We start from the raw sequence: 18,070 nt of genomic DNA, 5'->3' as shown, positions 1-18,070 counted from the left end.
CTCCGCATTATTGCCCGCGCAAATGGGCCAGAACCTTGTCAGTGTTTGGTGCCTGAATCACTCCCCGTTCTGTGACGATGGCGGTGATCAGCTCGCCGGGCGTGACATCGAAAGCCGGGTTGTAAACCGGTACGTCACTGGGTGCAACGGTCTTGCCCTGAATCTGCCGCACTTCGTTGCCATCCCGTTCCTCAATGACAATATGGGAACCGTCAGGCAGTGCTGGATCCAGCGTAGAGACCGGCGCGGCAACGATAAAGGGGATACCGTGATGCCTGGCCAGTACCGCCAGGTTATAGGTGCCAATCTTGTTGGCGGTATCGCCGTTGGCGGTGATCCGGTCTGCACCAACAATCACCGCCTGAATCTTGCCCTGGGCCATGAGCTGACCGGCGGTGCTGTCGGCCACCAGGGTGACCGGAATGCCATCATTACTCAGTTCCCAGCTGGTTAGCCGGCTGCCTTGCAGCCAGGGGCGGGTCTCTCCCGCATACACCCCTTGCAAGCGCTTTTGCTGCCAAGCAGTACGAATGATGCCCAGCGCGGTGCCGTGCCCGCCAGTCGCCAGTGCACCGGTGTTGCAGTGAGTGTAGACCGTGGCACTGTCGGGTAGCAGGGCGGCGCCAAACTCGCCAAGGGCATGGTTGGCGGCAATGTCCTCCCGGTGTATGGCCTCGGCATCCCTAAGCAGGGTGTCTGCCAGTTCGGCACCTTGAAGGGATTGTCCAGTGGTCTGCAGGCGTTCCAGGGCCCAGAACAGGTTGACGGCAGTGGGGCGGCTGGCAGCAAGGGTAGCGATGGCGTCGGCCAGATTGTCCAGGCTGGCGTTACTTTCCTGGAGCGCGGCTTCCAGGGCGAGTCCGTAGGCGGCGGTGATGCCGATGGCCGGAGCGCCGCGAACTACCATGTCGCGAATGGCCTGGGCGGCCTCCTGGCTGTTGCGTACAGGCAGCCACAGGGTTTCAGCGGGCAGGGCTCGCTGATCCAGTAGTTCGAGAAAATCACCATGCCAGCGAATGGCGGCACTGTTAATCACCATTGATCCTGTCCTCACTCGTTCCATCAGGATGCTGCAGCGGCGTGCGCCGGTATTTGTGGCGGATCCAGTTTGCTGCCCGGTATACCCCGGGGCGGCGCATAATAGCGCGTTCGAGACGGTATTTCCCCGGAAAAGTACTGGTCATGATAGCTATCAGAATAGTGAGCAATCCTTGCCCGGGCAGTACCAGCATAAGGATGCCTGCCACCAATAGAATCAGCGCAAACAGGTTGCGTATGAACCACAGAAGCCACCCCAGCAAGTTGCGGTTTGTATGGGGGAGGTATTGCTCGGTGAAGTAGTTCTCAGGTACCCGTGCAATGAACAGCGGTATGGCCACTACTGAGGCAATTGCCATGAGGATCCCGGTACCAGTGAGAGCGGGCAGCCAGGGTTCCAGCTGATTGGCAATCGGGGCAAGCCAGTCAGGTAATGAGAGGGTCAAATAGTGTCTCCGGGGTGAACAGAGCGTGTCTGATGGCTACAATGGTACCGGCTTCTGTTTTTTTCAAACCCTATTTTCCCCAACGCATCAACTTCCTGGAGGTTTCATGACGTTAGCCTGGCAGATCGTTATTGCCGCCGTGACTGGCCTGGTCATTGGCACCGTGCTGGGGTTGATGGTGTGGCGGCTCTGGATGGCTCGCAAGCAGCGGGAAGAGGTGTTGAGCCAACAGGTGGCCGTGCTCGACAGCCTGGAAGTGCTGTGCATGGCATTGGCACAGAAACAGGTGGAGCTCAGTGAAGCTGCCATCCGCATCAGCGCCTTGCTGGATACTCTGCCGGACAGTATTTCACCCAAGGTGGATCTGTCTGATTTTCACCAGTTCGCGCAAACCTGCCAGCAGTTTGACCGGGGCAATGCCCGCAAGGCACTGACGCCCCGAATGCGCCATCAGCAAGACAGTTACCGCTGGCAACTGGAAGAAGAATACCAGGGGCGGCTGGAGGCCTGCGCTCAGCGACTGGAAACCGTGCTGCCCGCCTGGCGTTCCGGGTTGGGTGCGACGGATTCGTTCAGGTAACGAAACTCGGTTAATTCAATACGGCCACGCACAAACGGGTTTTCCTGATGGTCCATGCGGATCATGAAGTAATCCAGTTCTTGCGCTGCCCAGAAACGGGATTTGCGTCCTCGTTCCTCGTAGTCGCGCTCCAGACCGGTGGCCTGCCATTCTCCCGCCGGTGTCTTGATGGTTTCCGGTTCAAGTGCACGGTAGTGGTATTTGTCCAGCCCATCCGGTTCTGCCACGGTATAGGCGAAAGCAGGATCTGCCTTGGCCATGTTGCACCGTGACACCATGGCAACGCTAAGCGCATCCAGTGCATCGGCAACCAGCGGGTAGACCGCCTTGCTGCCTTTTGCGGTACCGCTTTCCCAGTCAAACACAATCTCACCACCGCGATTTATGCCGAAGCCTGCACTCTCGTGGCTGTAATGGTGGGGCCTGGCAACGCAGTTATCCCAGTCGAACCGGGCAATTTCCTCATGGCGAAACAGACGGTTCTCAACCTTGAAGTGCAGTTGATAATTGTCGGCTTCCTGGGTCAGGCGAATCGTGGCGTTGAGGCCGAGAGGAATGCCGTTGACGACAACACGGTAGGAGGCTTCCACTTCGGGCAGTGCGGCAGGGAAAAGAGATTCCGGGGCTTTTGCACGACTGTCGCCGGTGTCGGTGAAGGCGGAGTCACTGATCAGCATCATGCTGAACAGGGCTGGCAGCGGCGCAAAACGGGCAATAATTGTCACGTCCCTGTGATCCTGGTCCGAAAAAATGTGGCCTGATCATACCATGGTCGCAGAGGGTCGCCAGTGACTGCATGATGGCCCGAAAGGCGGCTTTTTTTCTCTGTCAGATGCCGACTGCCATGTTAATATTTGTAACCGGGTCGTGACACACAGTGAGACAGACTTGACCACCAACAGCGCCAGGATGGCGTTGCCCGTAAAAGAACAGACACGGAAAGAGTATGGACAACAGAGAATCCCGTGGCGCCAATCGGCGCAAGCTGGCACGTATCAACACACAGATGCGCGTGGATGTGTTTCGTCATCGTTTGTTTGGCGGCTGGCGTTTTGTCACCCGCGCCAAGGCGCTGGATTACAACCGCTTCGGGCTGGGTGTTACCTCTCCGGTGCGCCTGTCACCAGGTGCTCGAATCAAGCTGGATCTCTATTCCCCAGCCATGATCCTGCGACAGGTGGATGCGGAAGTAGTCAGTTGCCAGCGGGCGGGCCAGGCCTATCGTCTGGGGTTGCGCACCTACCAGACACTCAAGGAAGTGGCGGGAGAATCGGATCAACACCAGATTCGCTATCTGGCGGGGATGGAAGAGGTGCTTCCCGGCAAGGCCTGACTGCCAGGCCCCGCAGTGGGTGTTCCTGCTACGTGAATCCGTGTGCAAACACAAAAAAGCCCCAACCGTGAGGAAGGGGCTTTTCTGTATTCCAGACTCAGTAAGAAGTCTTAGCCTTCAGCTTTTGGCGCAGGCGCCTTTTTAGCTGCAGCCTTCTTCTTGGCCGGGGCTTTTTTAGCGGCCGCCTTCTTCTTGGCAGGCGCTTTCTTCGCCGTTACCTTCTTGGCAGCGGCTTTCTTGGCCGGTGCTTTTTTGGCTGCCGCTTTTTTCTTGGCGGGCGCTTTGCGACTGGCCGCTTTCTTCGGCGCTACCTTCTTTTCAATTTCCTTGGCGCGCTTTTCCAGATCCTTTTCGTACTGGCCAATTACCCGAGCCAGGCTGTGAGCCTGCTTGGCGGTGGCTTTCAGCACTTTAACCTCGGTTTCCAGAATACGCTTGCGAGCCTGTGAATCATCGACTTGGCTGCGGGCATCATCAGCAGCCTTGCGTGCGCGTTCCAGCTGGCGTTTCACCGTGGAGGTCGCCTTCTCACGGTACTCGGCCTGCAGGGATTCGAGTTTGTTCAGGTATTCGCGACGACGCTCCATTTCCTTGTTGAGGCGGTCACGCACGTTTTCCAGCTGTTTCTCCAGCTGGCCGATTTGCTTCTCACGTTCTTTATCAAAGCGCTCAGCCAACTTGCGGATCTGCGCCTGAAGTTCCTCAACGGTATCTTTAACCTTGTTAGCAGCCATGGACGACTCCCTTTCCCCTTCGGATGGTATGAAACAGCTTGGCATGACGCTGCGAACAGCGCTTAAGCAACTCTATGCCACAACTATGACCTGAACAACCATTGATCAATTTGTGTCGGACAGAATAGGCATTTTTACCGCGATCAATCATCACATTGCGCTTTGAAACCTACAGCAGGATACTGACGGCATTAGACTGAAAAGAGATTAATCATGCCTGTGTCGTTTGATGGGAAGCTGGTGGTGGCGATCAGTTCGCGAGCGCTCTTCGATCTTTCAGATAGCCATAAAGTCTATCTGGAGCAGGGTCTGGATGCTTTTCAGGATTACCAGATCGAACACGAGGAAGAGGTGCTTAAACCCGGCGATGCCTTCCCGCTGGCGAAGAAACTGCTGGCCATCAATGATCTGGCAGACGGCGAGGGCAGGGTAGAAGTGATCCTGCTTTCCAGGAACAGCTCTGATACCGGCCTGCGTGTTTTCAACTCCATTGAGCACTATGGCCTGCCAATTACCCGTGCGGCCTTTGCCAGTGGTGAAAGCCCGCACCGATATGTTTCCGCGTTCGGGGCACACCTGTTTCTGTCCACGGATCCGGATGATGTGCGTCAGGTGCTTGAGGCTGGCTATGCAGCCGCAACTATTCTGTCCGGTGGCCAGTGTCAGCGAGAGGATGGGGTATTGCGTGTGGCCTTCGATGGGGATGCAGTATTGTTTTCTGATGAGTCCGAGCAGATCTTCCAGAGTGATGGCCTGGCCGCGTTCACCGAAAATGAAAAGCGTTCTGCACGCACACCTATGAATGGTGGCCCCTTCAAGCCGTTCCTGGCTGCGTTACATCAATTGCAGAAAAGCTTCCCCCATGATCAGTGCCCGATCCGTACCGCCCTGGTAACGGCGCGCAGTGCCCCGGCCCATGAGCGGGTGGTGCGCACCCTGCGGGAATGGGATATTCGTCTGGACGAGAGTCTGTTTCTGGGTGGTTTGCCGAAAGGGGATTTCCTGCGGGCATTTGGTGCTGACATGTTCTTCGATGACCAGCAGGGGCACTGTGAATCGGCCGCTGAACACGTGGCGGCCGGGCATGTGCCCCACGGCATATCCAATCTGGCCAACGGTGGTCAATAGCAGTTCGGCAGTGACGGCGCGTTACGTTGCTATGCTTTTGCTGCATAATTACTTATATTCTTATAACCACCAGTTAAGCGTGCGGAGGCAAGGATGAAGTTGCAGCAATTACGCTACATCTGGGAAGTGGCGCGGCATGATCTTAACGTTTCGGCCACGGCCGCAGCGCTCTATACCTCACAGCCAGGCATCAGCAAGCAGATCCGCATGCTTGAAGATGAGCTTGGCGTGGAAGTCTTTGCCCGCAGCGGCAAACACCTGACCCACATTACCCCTGCCGGGCAGGCGATCCTGCGCATTGCCGGCGAGATCCTGCAGCAGACAGAATCCATCCGCCGGGTGGCCCAGGAGTTCCGGGACGAGTCCCGCGGCGAGCTGAGCATTGCCACCACCCATACCCAGGCCCGCTATGCCTTGCCGCCGGTGATCAACCAGTTCACCCAACGGTTCCCGGATGTCTCCTTGCATATGCATCAGGGAACTCCCATGCAGATTTCCGAAATGGCCGCCAACGGCAGCGTGGATTTCGCCATCGCCACCGAGGCGCTGGATCTGTTCTCGGATCTGATCATGATGCCGTGTTACCGCTGGAACCGGACGGTGGTGGTTCCCGAGGGGCATCCGCTGACCCAGGTGAAGCCACTGACCCTGGAAGCGCTGGCAGAATTCCCGCTGGTGACCTATGTGTTCGGCTTCACCGGGCGCAGCAAGCTTGATGATGCCTTCACTGACAAGGGGCTGGAGCCCAAGGTGGTCTTCACCGCAGCAGATGCGGATGTGATCAAGACCTATGTGAAGCTGGGCATGGGCGTGGGCATCATCGCCCACATGGCAGTGGATCCAGTGGAGGACAAAGGCCTGGTGGCACTGGATGCCGGCCATCTGTTCGAGTCCAGCACCACCCGCATCGGCTTCCGCAAAGGCACTTTCCTGCGCGGCTTCATGTTCGACTTCCTGCAGGCGTTTGCCCCGCACCTCACCCACGACCGGGTGGAAGCGGCCATCAAGGCCAGTAACCGTGAAGAGCGTGAGGCCCTGTTTGCCGATATCGAATTGCCGATTCGTTAAACCCTTTTTACCACAGAGGGCACGGAGATCACTGATTGAAACCCCGGCTTAATCGGTTGCTCTGTGCCTCATCAGTAGACATGTATTGCCCAATGGCTGTCCTGACCAAGTGGGTTCCCATTTGCTTTCAAGGCTCCGTTCCCACGGGAAAACGCACCCACCAGCCAGTTGAAGGTTTTCCTCGGTGATCTCTGTGGTAAACCCTGTCTCAAATCCTGTCTTAAACCCACGCCAATTGATTTCTACAGGTGCCGCGGCTACATTGTGCGCGCCTGATCAACCCTAGGGGAATGCTGTGGAATTGCTGTGTCTGGACCTGGAAGGGGTCCTGATCCCGGAAATCTGGATCAACTTTGCTGAAAAAACCGGAATTGAAGAGCTCCGTGCCACCACCCGGGATATCCCGGATTACGACGAACTCATGCAGATGCGCCTGCGTATCCTGGACGAGAACGGCTATGGCCTGCCAGACATCCAGGAGGTCATCGACACCCTGGACCCGCTGGACGGCGCCAAGGAGTTTGTCGACTGGGCTCGCGAGAACTTCCAGCTGATCATCCTGTCCGACACGTTCTACGAGTTTGCCAAGCCGCTGATGAAGAAGCTGGGCTGGCCGACGCTGTTTTGCCACCGTCTGGAAGTGGACGAGAACGGCAAGATCACCGATTACAAACTGCGCCAGAAAGATCCCAAGCGTATGTCCATCAAGGCCTTCCACAGCCTGAACTACCACTGCATCTCAGCCGGTGACTCCTACAACGACACCACCATGCTGGCCGAAGCTGAGCAGGGCATCCTGTTCCATGCGCCGGACAACGTGATTGCAGAATTCCCACAGTTCCCGGCGGTGCACAGCTACGAAGACCTGAAAAAGGAAATCGTCAAGGCGAGCCCACGGGATATCCCGCTGTAAGGGATGCGGCAAGCTGTGGGAGCTTGCCTGCAAGCGAAGCCTTGTTCCATGGGCTAAACCCATTCGCCTGCAGGCTGGCTCCTACGGGGTTTTTGTGTGTCGCGTGGCCTGTCGCGTTATTCCAGAAACCGCTCCTCCAGCGCCCCCATCAACTTCTCCACCTTGAAGCGACTCTCCTCGTATTCTGACTGGGGGTCCGAATCAAACACAATCCCGCCTCCGCCGTGGCAGTACAACTTGTTGCCATCGGTCTGCAGGGTGCGGATCAGGATATTGCTGTCCAGGTTGCCCTTGTTGTCCATCCAGAAGAAGCTGCCGCAATAGGCGCCGCGGGGGACGGGCTCCAGCTCGGCAATAATCTCCATGGCACGTTTTTTCGGAGCGCCGGTGATTGATCCACCGGGGAACGCCTGCCATAGCGCATGCAGCGGCGACAAGTCCTCTTTAAGCACGCCACTAATCGTGCTGACCAGGTGCTGGACATTGCTGAAACGGCGCAGTTCGAACAGAGGCGTTGCGGTCACCGTGCCGGGCTCGCAACAGGCGCCAAGGTCATTGCGAAGCAGATCCACAATCATCAAGTTCTCGGCCTGATCCTTGGGGTTGTTGCGCAACTCGATACCCAGAGCGTCATCCTCAACAGGCGTGTTTCCCCTGGGGCGAGAGCCCTTGATAGGTTCAGTCACCACCTGCCGACCGGTCACAGACAGAAAACGCTCGGGAGATACTCCAAAAACCTGAGCATTGCCGGCATCGAAATAACAACTGTGCGGGGCAGGGTGTCGGGACTGAAGGGCCAGCCAGGCAGTGAGTGGGCTGCCTGTATAAGAAGACACAAAGCGCTGTGCCAGGTTCACTTGATAACAGTCGCCCGCAGCCAAATATGCCTTGATCCTTGCAAGGCTGGCTAGATAGGCATCTTTGGATTGCTCTGGCTGGAATGGAAGATCCAGAGAGAAGGGTGGAACTGCTGCCGGGGGGAGGTCTTCCAGCCGCTGAGGGGCCGTCTTGTATAAATGGACCACCATGGCGCCAGCCCCGGAGACGACAGGGTTCAACTCATAAGGCATCAGCCCGGCGGCAAACACAAACTCGCTCGCCATCCGGGAATGGATCTGTTCAATCAGCGCCGGCACATCCCCCGCTGACTCTGCGCGCAGGGTCAGATCCGGGTCGGGCAGGGCGACGATATGCCCATCAAGAGGAAAAAGGCAGCTGAAAGTCATGGTCTGGCGTCAAAACAGGGTGGGCCAGTGTACCTGTTACAGAAAATCTTCCCAACCTTGTTACTGAGCGTAACACTGCGGACGCTTGTGCCGGGGTTGTATCGTAAAAATATAACTAAGACATTCGTCTCAATTTCACTAAACCCCAATGAATACAATGGTTTGTGAGGATTGTCTGTGCTGGAATTTCTTTGTAACGAACCCATTTGTTTTTGTAACTGTTGTGTTAACGTTGATACGTGCCTTGCGAGAACCGGGGCGCGTATAAGGATTACAAAAAACACACGTTGTGCACACGAGGAGAACAACAATGGGTTTTAAGAAACTTGCTCTTGCAGCTGCCGTAGCCGCCGCGCCCATGAGCGCCCTGGCTCTCGAGCCCATGCAGGACGAAGCCCTGTCCAGCGTAACTGGTCAGGATGGTATTTCTATTGGTCTGAGCCTGAACGCCCAATTGGACGTGGGTATTGAAGACACTGATGGCTTCGGCACTAACACTGGCGAAGGTATGATCTTGATCGACAACATGGGTCTTACTGGTGACATCACTATCGAGATCGATTCTTCCAGTACCGCTTCCGGTGGTGGTGTTCTGCAGGCCTATATTTCTGTGCCTTCTCTGACCATTGATACAGGTGATATTTACGTCGGCCAAGGTACGGACGGTAGTGATGTGGCTGCAGGTATTGCCAAGGTTGGGACTGAGCTGACAGCATTGGGGGCAGGTGATCCGTTGCTGGATAGCGTAAGCCTGACTCTGGATAACGTTGATCTTGCCGTGCAGCTGGGCTCCGAGGCCGCCAACTTCTTTGCGCTTTCTACAACTTCTGTTTTGACCATCGACATTGGTACGCTGGGTAATGCTACCGATAACCTCACTCTGCGTGATCAGAGTGCTGGCGGTGGTGGCGCATTGGTTGCTGATCAGATCTCCATTCGGAACGTAGATGTTAACGGCATTACCGGCAACATCACTACCTCTGGCCTGGAAATCGCTACAAACACCGCTCTCTCAGGCATCAATATTGCTGCCATGGGTGTTGCTTTTGGTGCTGACGACGGCTCTGCACCGGCTATCGGTAATGTTTACATTACTGGTCTGGATCTTTCTGGCCAAACCATCACTATCTCTGGTCACTAAGTTCCACAGCACTTTGGTGCTATTCTGAAACGCCCGGCTCTTTGCCGGGCGTTTTTGTTTAAAAAGAGTTGGTTATGAAGCAAGTCTTGACGGCAAAAGAGCTCCCTTCTTCGGTTAAAATTCTGTGTGAAAAAGGCGATTATAAAAGTGCGTCTCAGCTGGTATTGCGTTTCGTGGCGAAAGGCTATGTAGATTATGGCGCTGCTGATTTCTGTTTTAGATCGGCATTGGGTTATGACGATGTCCAGCAAATTTATGATCTGGCTGAGCCAATTGTACGGGTGGCTCCAAAAGACTGGAGAAGCTGGCAGTTGATGTACCAGGCTTACCATGCAGATGCGCGGTGGCAGGATGCTTTGACTGCTCTTTCAAAAGTTCGTAAATGGTCTGACTCAATAAATGCTGAGTACTTCCTTGCGAGGGCAGAAGCTTATGAGCGATTGCTTGATCCAGACAGCGCGCTGAAGGAGCTGGCAGAGCTCGATAAGCTTAATGACAAAGGCGCGGAATCAAGAGCCTTGCTCCTGTGGGGCAATGTCCAGCTTCAAAAGAAAAACTATAAAGCGTTAATCGATCAGCTTCCTCAGAGGCTCAATGGGAAAAAGGCAGATCGGTATATGGGGGGAGTCCTTAAGGTGCTGGGTAAGGCCTTGGACGCCAAAGGAGAATATGGCGCAGCCTTTTCTGCTGCTACTAAAGGCAATCAGATTCAATCGAAAATAGAATCTCGTCTTGTTTCAAAAAACGCGATACGCCGTCGGGTTGAGGTTTTTAGGACACTTTTTACCAAGGATTGGGTGGGTTCTTGGTCTGAGCTGTCAAGTCCGTCTCGTACCCCGGTTTTCATGCTTGGATTTCCCCGCTCAGGGACGACTTTGCTTGAGCAGGTACTGGATTCTCATCCGGAAATTCAGGCCATGGAAGAGCCGCCCACGATGGCGACGGTGCTTCGGCAGAGTACGTCATGGATGCAAGCCATGGCGACGCAAGCTGGCTTATTGCATAAGTCTTCAGGATGGAAGTCTCAATGGCTGTCGGTGATGGACTATATCAAGGCTATTGGTGAGGAGCAGGTGAGGGGGTTTCGTGAAACGTACTTCAAAGTTGTGGATCAGGAGCTTCAGCTTCGTGAGAACAGTGTCTTAATAGAAAAGATGCCTTTGAATACCGTCGATATAGGCTTGATCTTACGCCTGTTCCCGGATGCGAAATTTATTGTCTCGCTGCGTCATCCTGCCGATTGCGTGCTCAGTGGGTATATGCAGAACTTTAAAATGAATGATGCCATGGCTAACTTCCTTGATTTGGACAACGCCGCCAGTTTTTACAAGCACGTTATGAAGCTTCTCTGGCAGTATGAGGAGGTGTTCGATCTCAAGGATCGCATGCACTATATCCGTTATGAGGATCTGGTTATGGATCTGGAAGGGGAGGCTCGAAAGGCGCTGGATTTCCTTGGGTTGCCTTGGGATGATGCCGTGCTTAATTACGACGAGCATGCTAAACAGCGAGGGACCTTGGCGACGCCAAGTTACCAAGGAGTGACTCAGAAGATTTATGATAGTTCCAAGGAGCGGTGGCGTAACTATGCAGAGTGGATGGCTCCGGTGCTGCCTCATTTCAAGGAGGCTGCGGAGCGCTATGGGTACGATCTCTCTTTGTGATCCGCACGACCAGTCAGGTCGAAATCACGATGTCGAACAGGCGAGAATAAGGTGCGGGATATAACTTTTTGATTTATAAAGCCCGTTTTTGTATCCCTCAAGGTGGCCCTTGGGCTTTATGGGTTGCCTTTTCGGCGAATCTTCATGGTTGCCTGCAAGGTGGGACCTAGTTAACATGTGTCACCATATAAGAAACACACAATAACAATAACGCTGGATGCCATTACATGCTGACTTCCATGCTGGGTGTGGCGCTGATCTACTTTGCTGCCAACGAGTCCGTGGTGATCGAGCCCCCCAAGAAAGGGGAGATCTACTACGAGCACCCGACCAGTCCTGCTCCTCTGAGAGACCGCGGCATCGTGGTTGAGAAGCCGGTTTCCGAGTTTCGCTACCACAATGTCGTGCGCCAGGCCTACGATTACTCCTGTGGCTCCGCTGCCCTGACCACCGTACTTAATCAATATCTTGGACGTCAGTTCCAGGAGCGTCAGATCATGGAAGGGCTGCTGCGCTTCGGTGAGACCGACAAGATCGTGGAGCGCCGGGGCTTTTCCCTGCTGGACATGAAACGCCTGGCTACCGCACTGGGTCACCCCAGTGGTGGCTTCCGCGCCGAGATGGACGATATCCGGGAGCTTGATCACCCGGCGATTGTTCCCATCGCCTATGGCGGTTTCAAACACTTCGTGGTTCTCAAGAAATACCAGGATGGCCACATTTTCGTGGCAGACCCTGCGTTGGGGAATATCAGCTTTACGGAAAGCAAGTTTCTGCAAATCTGGGATCAGAACGTCCTGTTTATTGTGTTTCCAAACGGTTTTGAGCCCCAGGATGGTCTGGAGCTGACCGATTACGACCTGCGTTTGCTGGATGAACGAACCATCAATCGCTGGGCGTTTGAAGTTTTTCCGGTGTTTACTGCGCCAATAGAAAACTGGGCGGATAAGGCCAGTACACTGACAAGGGTTCTCGTGACGGACCAGAATGGCTCAGAAAGGGTCATTAATGTTCCCACCCGAACCTACTATCGTAAGTAATAGCCTGCAGTGGCAAATAACAAACAGAATAAAGGAAGGCTTGCATGAAGATGATGTCTGGGAAGGTGGCCGCCGCGGCTGCACTCTTGTTGGCGCAGCATGTTGCCTGGGCGGCAGACAGCGTGGATGAAGCCCGTGAAGCGCTGCAGACCCAAGAAGATGATGTCACGCAGGAAAAGAACCTGGAAGAGGTGTTCCAGGCTGCAGAGAAGCAGTATTCACTGCTGCCCAGTGGCCAGATGTCACTGAACTTCTCGGCGAACTACAACTATTACCGTGATGACCGCATCGATATCGCCATCGATGAAAATACCGGTAATATCAGCCGTTTCCGCATCGAGCAGGATGCCCAGCATGCTTTTTCCTCGTCGCTCTCCCTGGACTACGGCATCTGGAATAACCTGACCTTCAATACCCGTCTGCCGGTGTCCTACAAGTACGACACCGAGAAGGATGTCTCTCAGGCCGCGCTGGGTGATGTGTCCTTTGGTCTGCGTTTTCAGCCGTTCCCGGTGAAGCCGGGCGCCATGAACACCACCCTCTACACCACCCTGAGCACGCCGACCGGCGACAGCCCCTACGAGCTGAACGTGCGTGAGGAGGTTTCCAGTGGGTCAGGTTATTATTCTGTGGGCGCAGGGCTGAGCGTCAGCAAGGTGATCGACCCGGTGGTGCTGTTTGGCTCACTGGGGTACACCTATGCCTTTGATGTGAGTGGCCTTAATCAGGTGCGCGGTGGCGAAATTCTGACTGATGTTAGTCCGGGCGATAGCCTGAATTTCTCCATGGGTCTGGCGTATTCCCTGTCCTATGAAGTCTCGCTGAGTGCCAGCTACCAGCAGTCCTACAACTTCGAAACTGACTTCATCTTTGAGGATTACACCGCTTCGTCGGAAGATTCCACGTCCAGTGTGGTGAATACCTCTCTGGGTCTGCGAACCTCCAGCAACCGTATCGTTAACCTTAGCTTCGGTTTCGGTTTGACCGAAGATTCCCCCGATGTACTGCTTGGAATTTCCATGCCGATTGATTTCTCCGGCCTGAAACCCGGTGCCTAAGCCGTGAATGCAGTTGGATGGGGTGAGCCATGAAGAATAATTATAAACGGCCAGGGTTGCGGCTGATTGCTGCCATGCTCGGAATGGTGGCGGGCGTTAGCAATGCGCAGCTCGCCAATAACATTGCCATTGATGTCAAAGCCATGAGCATGGGGCATGCGGTGACGGCAGATCCCCCCGGGATTTCTGCTATTCACTTCAACCCTGCAGGTCTGGCCAAGCTGGACGGTCGTCGCATGGACCTTCAGTTTGTAGGGGCGGACTTTACGCTGGAATCCGAGTTTTCCGCACCGCCGGGCTACAATGTGTTTGGTTTCTCCGATGATCCGGTGGTCTGTGATGACGTGCCGAACGATGGGGTGGACTACTGCCGAAGCTTCAAAACGGCCACAAGCTCAGTTGAGGGTATCTCGCTTTATATCCCGTTTCTGAATGACACCGTGGATCTGCCGCCAGGGCCACTGATTGCCGGCCCCTTGCCAGCATTTTCCATTCGCCCTGCGGGCTCCAAGTTCACGTTTGCCACGGCCACCTATCTGCCGCTGGCAGCGGGCTTTTACCGGGACGAAGATGACGTCGGTAACTTCATGGGCGAGAGGGTGGCGCTGGAGCGGATCACCTATCTGTCTCCGTCCATTGGTTACCGGGTCAATGATGAGCTGTTCATCGGTGCATCCATCGGCATGAGCTATCAGGCCATTGCGCTGGAGCAGGATTTTCGAGCACCCAACGAACTGCTGGGCTTTGCTCGAGTGATTGATGAAAGTATCTGTGCCCCGTTCGCAGGCGAGTCCAATATCGCACTAGATTTGATCCTGTTCGGTATCTGTCGCCCCCAGGAGGGGCTTGGGCCCTTCAAGAATCTGGCATCCCTGGATGTGTCCATGGACCAGCGTTTCAGCCCGTCCTACAACCTGGGCATTCTCTGGGAACCGAATGACCGGTTCGCGTGGGGTGCCACCTGGCGTTCGGCAGCCAAAACCCACATGAAGGGCGATTACAAGATCTCTTATTCCAATGCCGCCCGGGAAACCATCAATGGTATTGGTGGCTCGGCTACCGGTGCGTTGGCCCTGGCTGTGCTGGGTGTCCCGTCTTACGTGGACCAGGACGAAGTAGGGCGGGTGAGCATGGATCTGACCATGCCTGCTACCTTCCAGACCGGGATCAAGATCAAACCCACAGAGCGCCTCCAGTTCAATGTGGATGCGGTGTGGGCGGACTACAAGGAGTGGGATGCGTTCAATATCGTGTTCGACCGCAGTTCCGCCGTGCTGAGCCTGGCACGACTGTTCTCTCCGGGCTCTACGCCCACGCGTCTCAGCTACCCGCTGAACTTCCAGTCCACCTGGAACCTGGCGTTCGGTGCCGCCTATGACCTGACCGGCCGTATCCAGTTGCGTGCGGGCTATGAGCCGCGTGCCTCGGCGATCCCGGAAGAACGTCGCAGCCCCATGGTACCGATCAATGAGGCCCGTTATTACAGCCTGGGTCTGGGTTACAAGTGGGATAAAGATACCGATATCGACCTGGGTATTGGTATGCTGCACAGCAAGGACGAGATACCGGCGAATACCAGCTGCGCGGCAAACTGCACCGGTATCGATAACGTGGTCTATAACCCGTACGCGGGTCTTGATATCAAGACTGAGGCCAAGATCACCATGATCGGCCTGGCATTCAGAACGAAATTTTAATGCGACATCTTCTTGCATTGGCTCTGGTGGCTCTGGCAGGGTGCCAGGGCTCCATGCCCACAGGCGATCAATCCAGTGGCCTGTATGTCTATACCGATGCCCAGGGCAACCTGGTGACCATGGAGCGCAAGCCGGACGTCGTGGCCAGCCCTCCGGCGAAGCCATCCGCCACTACCTCCAATCCGAAAGTTGCTGAAGTCCCGCCCGCCGGGATGGATAATCTGGATGACTACCGCCCCAGTGGAGAGGTGGACCAGGAGCTGGTCGAGCGGGAAAACCAGCGGTTCGTTACCTATATTGATGAAACCGGTCAATTAGTGAGCCGTCCCCTAGACATGGGGGCAGAGCGTGCCGCCGCCCAGGCCGCCCCCGCACCCTATGAGGCTGTGGCCTCCGACGGTTTCATGGAAACCTACCGTCCACTAAGGGCGGATTGCTGTGTTCATATGCTGGAAACAGCAACGGTTCTGGACGCAGGCAGCGAGAATCTGGTGGCGTTCGATGCCGATAGCCCCCGAATGACAGGGGAAAACGGTTATCGGGCAAGGGTATTCGAACTGGATCAGGGGCTATCAGGCCTGACATTGAATGCTTTTGTGAAAAAGAAGGGGTATCTGGCGGTGGAGCTGCTCTGGCTGGATGCCAAGGGTACGCCAGTCATGCTGGTGGATCAGCCATTCAGCCGCAAATACCCGGAAACCTGGTACCGCTACGGGTATCTGCAGGGAACCCTCGAGCGGGAAACAGGTCAACAGTATCTGGTTGTTTTCCTTCCCTATTCTGAAGAACAGCCGGGTACCGACGGATTAATACAAGTGACGCAGGGGGAGCTGGTCCTGATAGGCCAGTGATTACCCCCTGCAGAATCACAGGAATTGACTATGCGTTTTGTGTTTGCACTGACCACCTTGTCCCTGGCCCTGATGGGGTGTAATGGCGGCGAGGACTTTTCTGATGCTACCGTTCCCGGATGTCCAGCAGGAGCGCCTTGCGACCAGACTGTGCGTGGCGAGGTATTTGTTGAGCTCACCGGGCCCAAGATTAGTAATGTGGGTTATCGCTGTACTGGCACTGAAGTGGTGTTTTTCACCTCGGACAGTGAGCGTACCACCACGGATACGGATGGTGAAGCTACGGTAATCCCTCCCTACACCGCGCTTTGTCCGGCCAGTAGTCGGGAAATCGAATTTTTCCTTGGCAATGGCCTGTTTGAAGGCAACAAGATAACCCTCGGTTCCTTCCTCTTTCCACAGCAATTGCGCAAGGATAACTTTCAGGTCACCGTTGCTGACCTGATTCTCCCCCCGACCCGAAGTGCTGTCGACGATTCGGTGCTGTATCGCTCTGCGTTGCTTCAGGCGCTGGACAATGATGGGGATGCGGATAATGAAGTAAGCATTCAGACACGCAGCGCGGCAGAACTGGAGCTGGGCACAGGCGTAGACATTAACGATGTCATTGATGAAAACGCTGGCGACATCCCAAGCCAGCCGTTTGATGGTTATAGTGATTACAATGCATTCGTGCTGGCCTGGCAGGATCTGTTGGACAATGTCGATGCTGCACTCGCGGCAGAGTCCAAGGACTCCGTCGCCAGATTTGAGGCCGATACAACTGCCTATGAAGCGCGCATAACACAGGCAGCCAACCGCACCCGTGCCGGGCTTTATTTACTGGAAAGTGCCGGTGAGTGCCTGCTGGTTGATAACTGTGATTTCAGGGCTGACGATGGTTCCCGGTTTGCCCTGGCCATGAACAGCCTGGTCCTTCCCACTGGGAAGGTGCTCGCGGGTGGGCAGCTGATTCGTTCTACGGACACGGAATCGGAAGTAGATTTCGTGGGTCTGCAAAGCACGGCTTCTTTGTCCGATACCCTTTTGCTGGTAAACAGCGACACCCTGACCGAGACAGTACAATTGACCGGCGCCGGGATTGGCGATACTCCTCCTTCAAACACGGATGCTCAGCTGCAGGGCAGGATTCTGGGGCAAACCATTTACACGGGCATATCCACCGGGGGAGGCAGTGACTTTGATCTGGATTACCCAAACACCGCTTACACGGTGCAGGGGAATGAAAAAGGTGAAGTAGCTGGAGAGCTGCTTGGCCGAGCTGTACCCCGGCCGGATGATGGTGATCCCGGGACTTCGGAAAGCCCAATGCCGGTGCGTGGCACCAAAACTGGCTCGGTAGAGATTGCGCTTGATGCATCAGTGTTGGCATCGGTGGTCGGGGATTATCGGGTGAGCCTGATGCGGCCCTGTGTTGGCGAGTCTGATGATGGCAGTGAGTGCGAGTCGATCCCTAATCCAACCCTTGAGATTGGCGCGAACTATCCGGAATCCATCACACGTGGATCCACAACCGTGGACATCACCACCGAGCGCGTGCGTGAAGACGAAAACGATCTGGCGGACTTTTGTCTGTCTATCGGTTCTGATGGTTTGATTACCGCTGGTGATAATGGCGCCTGTGGCACCGCCAATGAAGTTGGTATGGTGACCCGTACCTTGCCTGACTCCAATAGCGTCAATGTCTTCCTGCGTTTGGCGCCCGGGCTGGATGTTCGTGGGGTGGCGCCGCACTATAACGTGGAAATTCAAGGGCGCATCGATCTGGATGGCACCTGTTCACCCATGTACCGCCTGGGTGATGCCAATTTCGATGACCAGATTCGTGCAGGCTGGGTTGATCTGCAATTCCTGCCGGCCATTCAGCGCTCAGGGTGGTCCAGTCAGGAATCACCTGCCGATCTTGAGCGTCTGGTGTTTGCCTCCCTGCAGTCTGGTGCGGTGCAGTTCGCCGAAGAGGGTTGTATTCCCTAATGGGCTGATTTCGCTTGCAGGTAAGTTCCTACCCTACGGCAAGGGTGGCTAAATTGTGAGAGATTGCTTGCAAGCGAAGCATTTTCCAGAGGGCCTTCTGTTTGAAGGCCCAATTGTCCTCAATTGCCACTCGATAGCATCCATTGTCAACAATCACTCTTGAAACATCCCGTCCAGGG

17 protein-coding genes are annotated in these 18,070 nt (G+C 55.3%); 12 read left to right on the top strand and 5 right to left on the bottom strand.

The window, feature by feature from the left end; genetic code table 11:
* Positions 1–7: 7 nt before the first annotated feature.
* Together mtnA and GQF00_RS03020 are read right to left on the bottom strand one after the other, a co-directional pair.
* Positions 8–1,039, bottom strand: coding sequence for an S-methyl-5-thioribose-1-phosphate isomerase (mtnA, locus tag GQF00_RS03025; protein ID WP_161317668.1), 1,032 nt, complete (start codon positions 1,037–1,039; stop codon positions 8–10).
* Positions 1,029–1,484: a hypothetical protein gene (locus GQF00_RS03020; RefSeq protein ID WP_161317667.1), complete on the bottom strand. Its 456-nt coding sequence runs from the start codon at positions 1,482–1,484 to the stop codon at positions 1,029–1,031. Before GQF00_RS03020 ends, mtnA begins: the two co-directional genes overlap by 11 nt.
* Positions 1,485–1,590: 106 nt before the next feature.
* Between GQF00_RS03020 and GQF00_RS03015 the strand changes: the two genes are divergently transcribed.
* Complete coding sequence (locus GQF00_RS03015; protein WP_161317666.1) at positions 1,591–2,064, top strand: DUF2489 domain-containing protein; 474 nt, start codon at positions 1,591–1,593, stop codon at positions 2,062–2,064.
* Here GQF00_RS03015 and GQF00_RS03010 read toward each other — a convergent pair.
* Entirely contained in the window at positions 1,998–2,789 is a 792-nt protein-coding gene (locus GQF00_RS03010; protein ID WP_370519456.1) for a DUF3108 domain-containing protein, read from the bottom strand. The genes GQF00_RS03015 and GQF00_RS03010 overlap by 67 nt on opposite strands.
* A 221-nt stretch (positions 2,790–3,010) precedes the next feature.
* Between GQF00_RS03010 and GQF00_RS03005 the strand changes: the two genes are divergently transcribed.
* Entirely contained in the window at positions 3,011–3,397 is a 387-nt protein-coding gene (locus GQF00_RS03005) for a PilZ domain-containing protein (RefSeq protein ID WP_237440358.1), read from the top strand.
* 110 nt (positions 3,398–3,507) lie between these two features.
* Here GQF00_RS03005 and GQF00_RS03000 read toward each other — a convergent pair whose 3' ends face one another.
* Entirely contained in the window at positions 3,508–4,131 is a 624-nt protein-coding gene (locus tag GQF00_RS03000; protein WP_161317665.1) for a S46 family peptidase, read from the bottom strand.
* 213 nt (positions 4,132–4,344) lie between these two features.
* Here GQF00_RS03000 and GQF00_RS02995 point away from each other — a divergent pair, with 213 nt between their 5' ends.
* The 3 genes from GQF00_RS02995 to thrH all read left to right on the top strand — a co-directional run bounded on the left by GQF00_RS02995 (position 4,345) and on the right by thrH (position 7,240).
* Positions 4,345–5,259 (top strand): 5'-nucleotidase, encoded by a 915-nt coding sequence (locus GQF00_RS02995; RefSeq protein ID WP_161317664.1) that lies wholly within the window; start codon positions 4,345–4,347, stop codon positions 5,257–5,259.
* Positions 5,260–5,352: 93 nt separating this feature from the next.
* Positions 5,353–6,327 carry an HTH-type transcriptional regulator CysB gene (gene cysB / locus GQF00_RS02990; protein WP_161317663.1) on the top strand — a complete coding sequence of 325 codons (975 nt, stop codon included), beginning with the start codon at positions 5,353–5,355 and terminating at the stop codon, positions 6,325–6,327.
* 295 nt (positions 6,328–6,622) lie between these two features.
* Positions 6,623–7,240 carry a bifunctional phosphoserine phosphatase/homoserine phosphotransferase ThrH gene (gene thrH, locus GQF00_RS02985; RefSeq protein ID WP_161317662.1) on the top strand — a complete coding sequence of 206 codons (618 nt, stop codon included), beginning with the start codon at positions 6,623–6,625 and terminating at the stop codon, positions 7,238–7,240.
* A gap of 116 nt (positions 7,241–7,356) precedes the next feature.
* Here thrH and GQF00_RS02980 read toward each other — a convergent pair whose 3' ends face one another.
* Positions 7,357–8,466: an anthranilate synthase component I family protein gene (locus GQF00_RS02980; RefSeq protein WP_161317661.1), complete on the bottom strand. Its 1,110-nt coding sequence runs from the start codon at positions 8,464–8,466 to the stop codon at positions 7,357–7,359.
* Positions 8,467–8,776: 310 nt separating this feature from the next.
* Here GQF00_RS02980 and GQF00_RS02975 point away from each other — a divergent pair, with 310 nt between their 5' ends.
* The 7 genes from GQF00_RS02975 (at position 8,777) to GQF00_RS02945 (ending at position 17,891) form a co-directional block, all read left to right on the top strand.
* Positions 8,777–9,607 (top strand): DUF6160 family protein, encoded by an 831-nt coding sequence (locus tag GQF00_RS02975; protein WP_161317660.1) that lies wholly within the window; start codon positions 8,777–8,779, stop codon positions 9,605–9,607.
* A 74-nt stretch (positions 9,608–9,681) separates the two neighbouring features.
* Complete coding sequence (locus GQF00_RS02970) at positions 9,682–11,271, top strand: sulfotransferase (RefSeq protein ID WP_161317659.1); 1,590 nt, start codon at positions 9,682–9,684, stop codon at positions 11,269–11,271.
* Between the two features lie 227 nt (positions 11,272–11,498).
* Positions 11,499–12,311 (top strand): C39 family peptidase, encoded by an 813-nt coding sequence (locus tag GQF00_RS02965; RefSeq protein WP_161317658.1) that lies wholly within the window; start codon positions 11,499–11,501, stop codon positions 12,309–12,311.
* Positions 12,312–12,355: 44 nt separating this feature from the next.
* Complete coding sequence (locus GQF00_RS02960; protein ID WP_161317657.1) at positions 12,356–13,369, top strand: transporter; 1,014 nt, start codon at positions 12,356–12,358, stop codon at positions 13,367–13,369.
* 29 nt (positions 13,370–13,398) lie between these two features.
* Entirely contained in the window at positions 13,399–15,066 is a 1,668-nt protein-coding gene (locus GQF00_RS02955) for an OmpP1/FadL family transporter (protein WP_237440357.1), read from the top strand.
* Positions 15,066–15,917 carry a hypothetical protein gene (locus GQF00_RS02950; RefSeq protein ID WP_161317656.1) on the top strand — a complete coding sequence of 284 codons (852 nt, stop codon included), beginning with the start codon at positions 15,066–15,068 and terminating at the stop codon, positions 15,915–15,917. The genes GQF00_RS02955 and GQF00_RS02950 overlap by 1 nt, the downstream gene beginning before the upstream one ends.
* 30 nt (positions 15,918–15,947) lie before the next feature.
* Positions 15,948–17,891 (top strand): hypothetical protein, encoded by a 1,944-nt coding sequence (locus GQF00_RS02945; protein ID WP_161317655.1) that lies wholly within the window; start codon positions 15,948–15,950, stop codon positions 17,889–17,891.
* The last annotated feature ends 179 nt before the right edge of the window (positions 17,892–18,070 follow it).

It is taken from the genome of Alcanivorax sp. DP30, from assembly GCF_009882945.1.
Lineage (GTDB): Bacteria > Pseudomonadota > Gammaproteobacteria > Pseudomonadales > Alcanivoracaceae > Alcanivorax.
The sequence above is the reverse complement of the archived record's forward strand: the minus strand, read 5'-3'. Positions and strand labels throughout refer to the sequence as shown.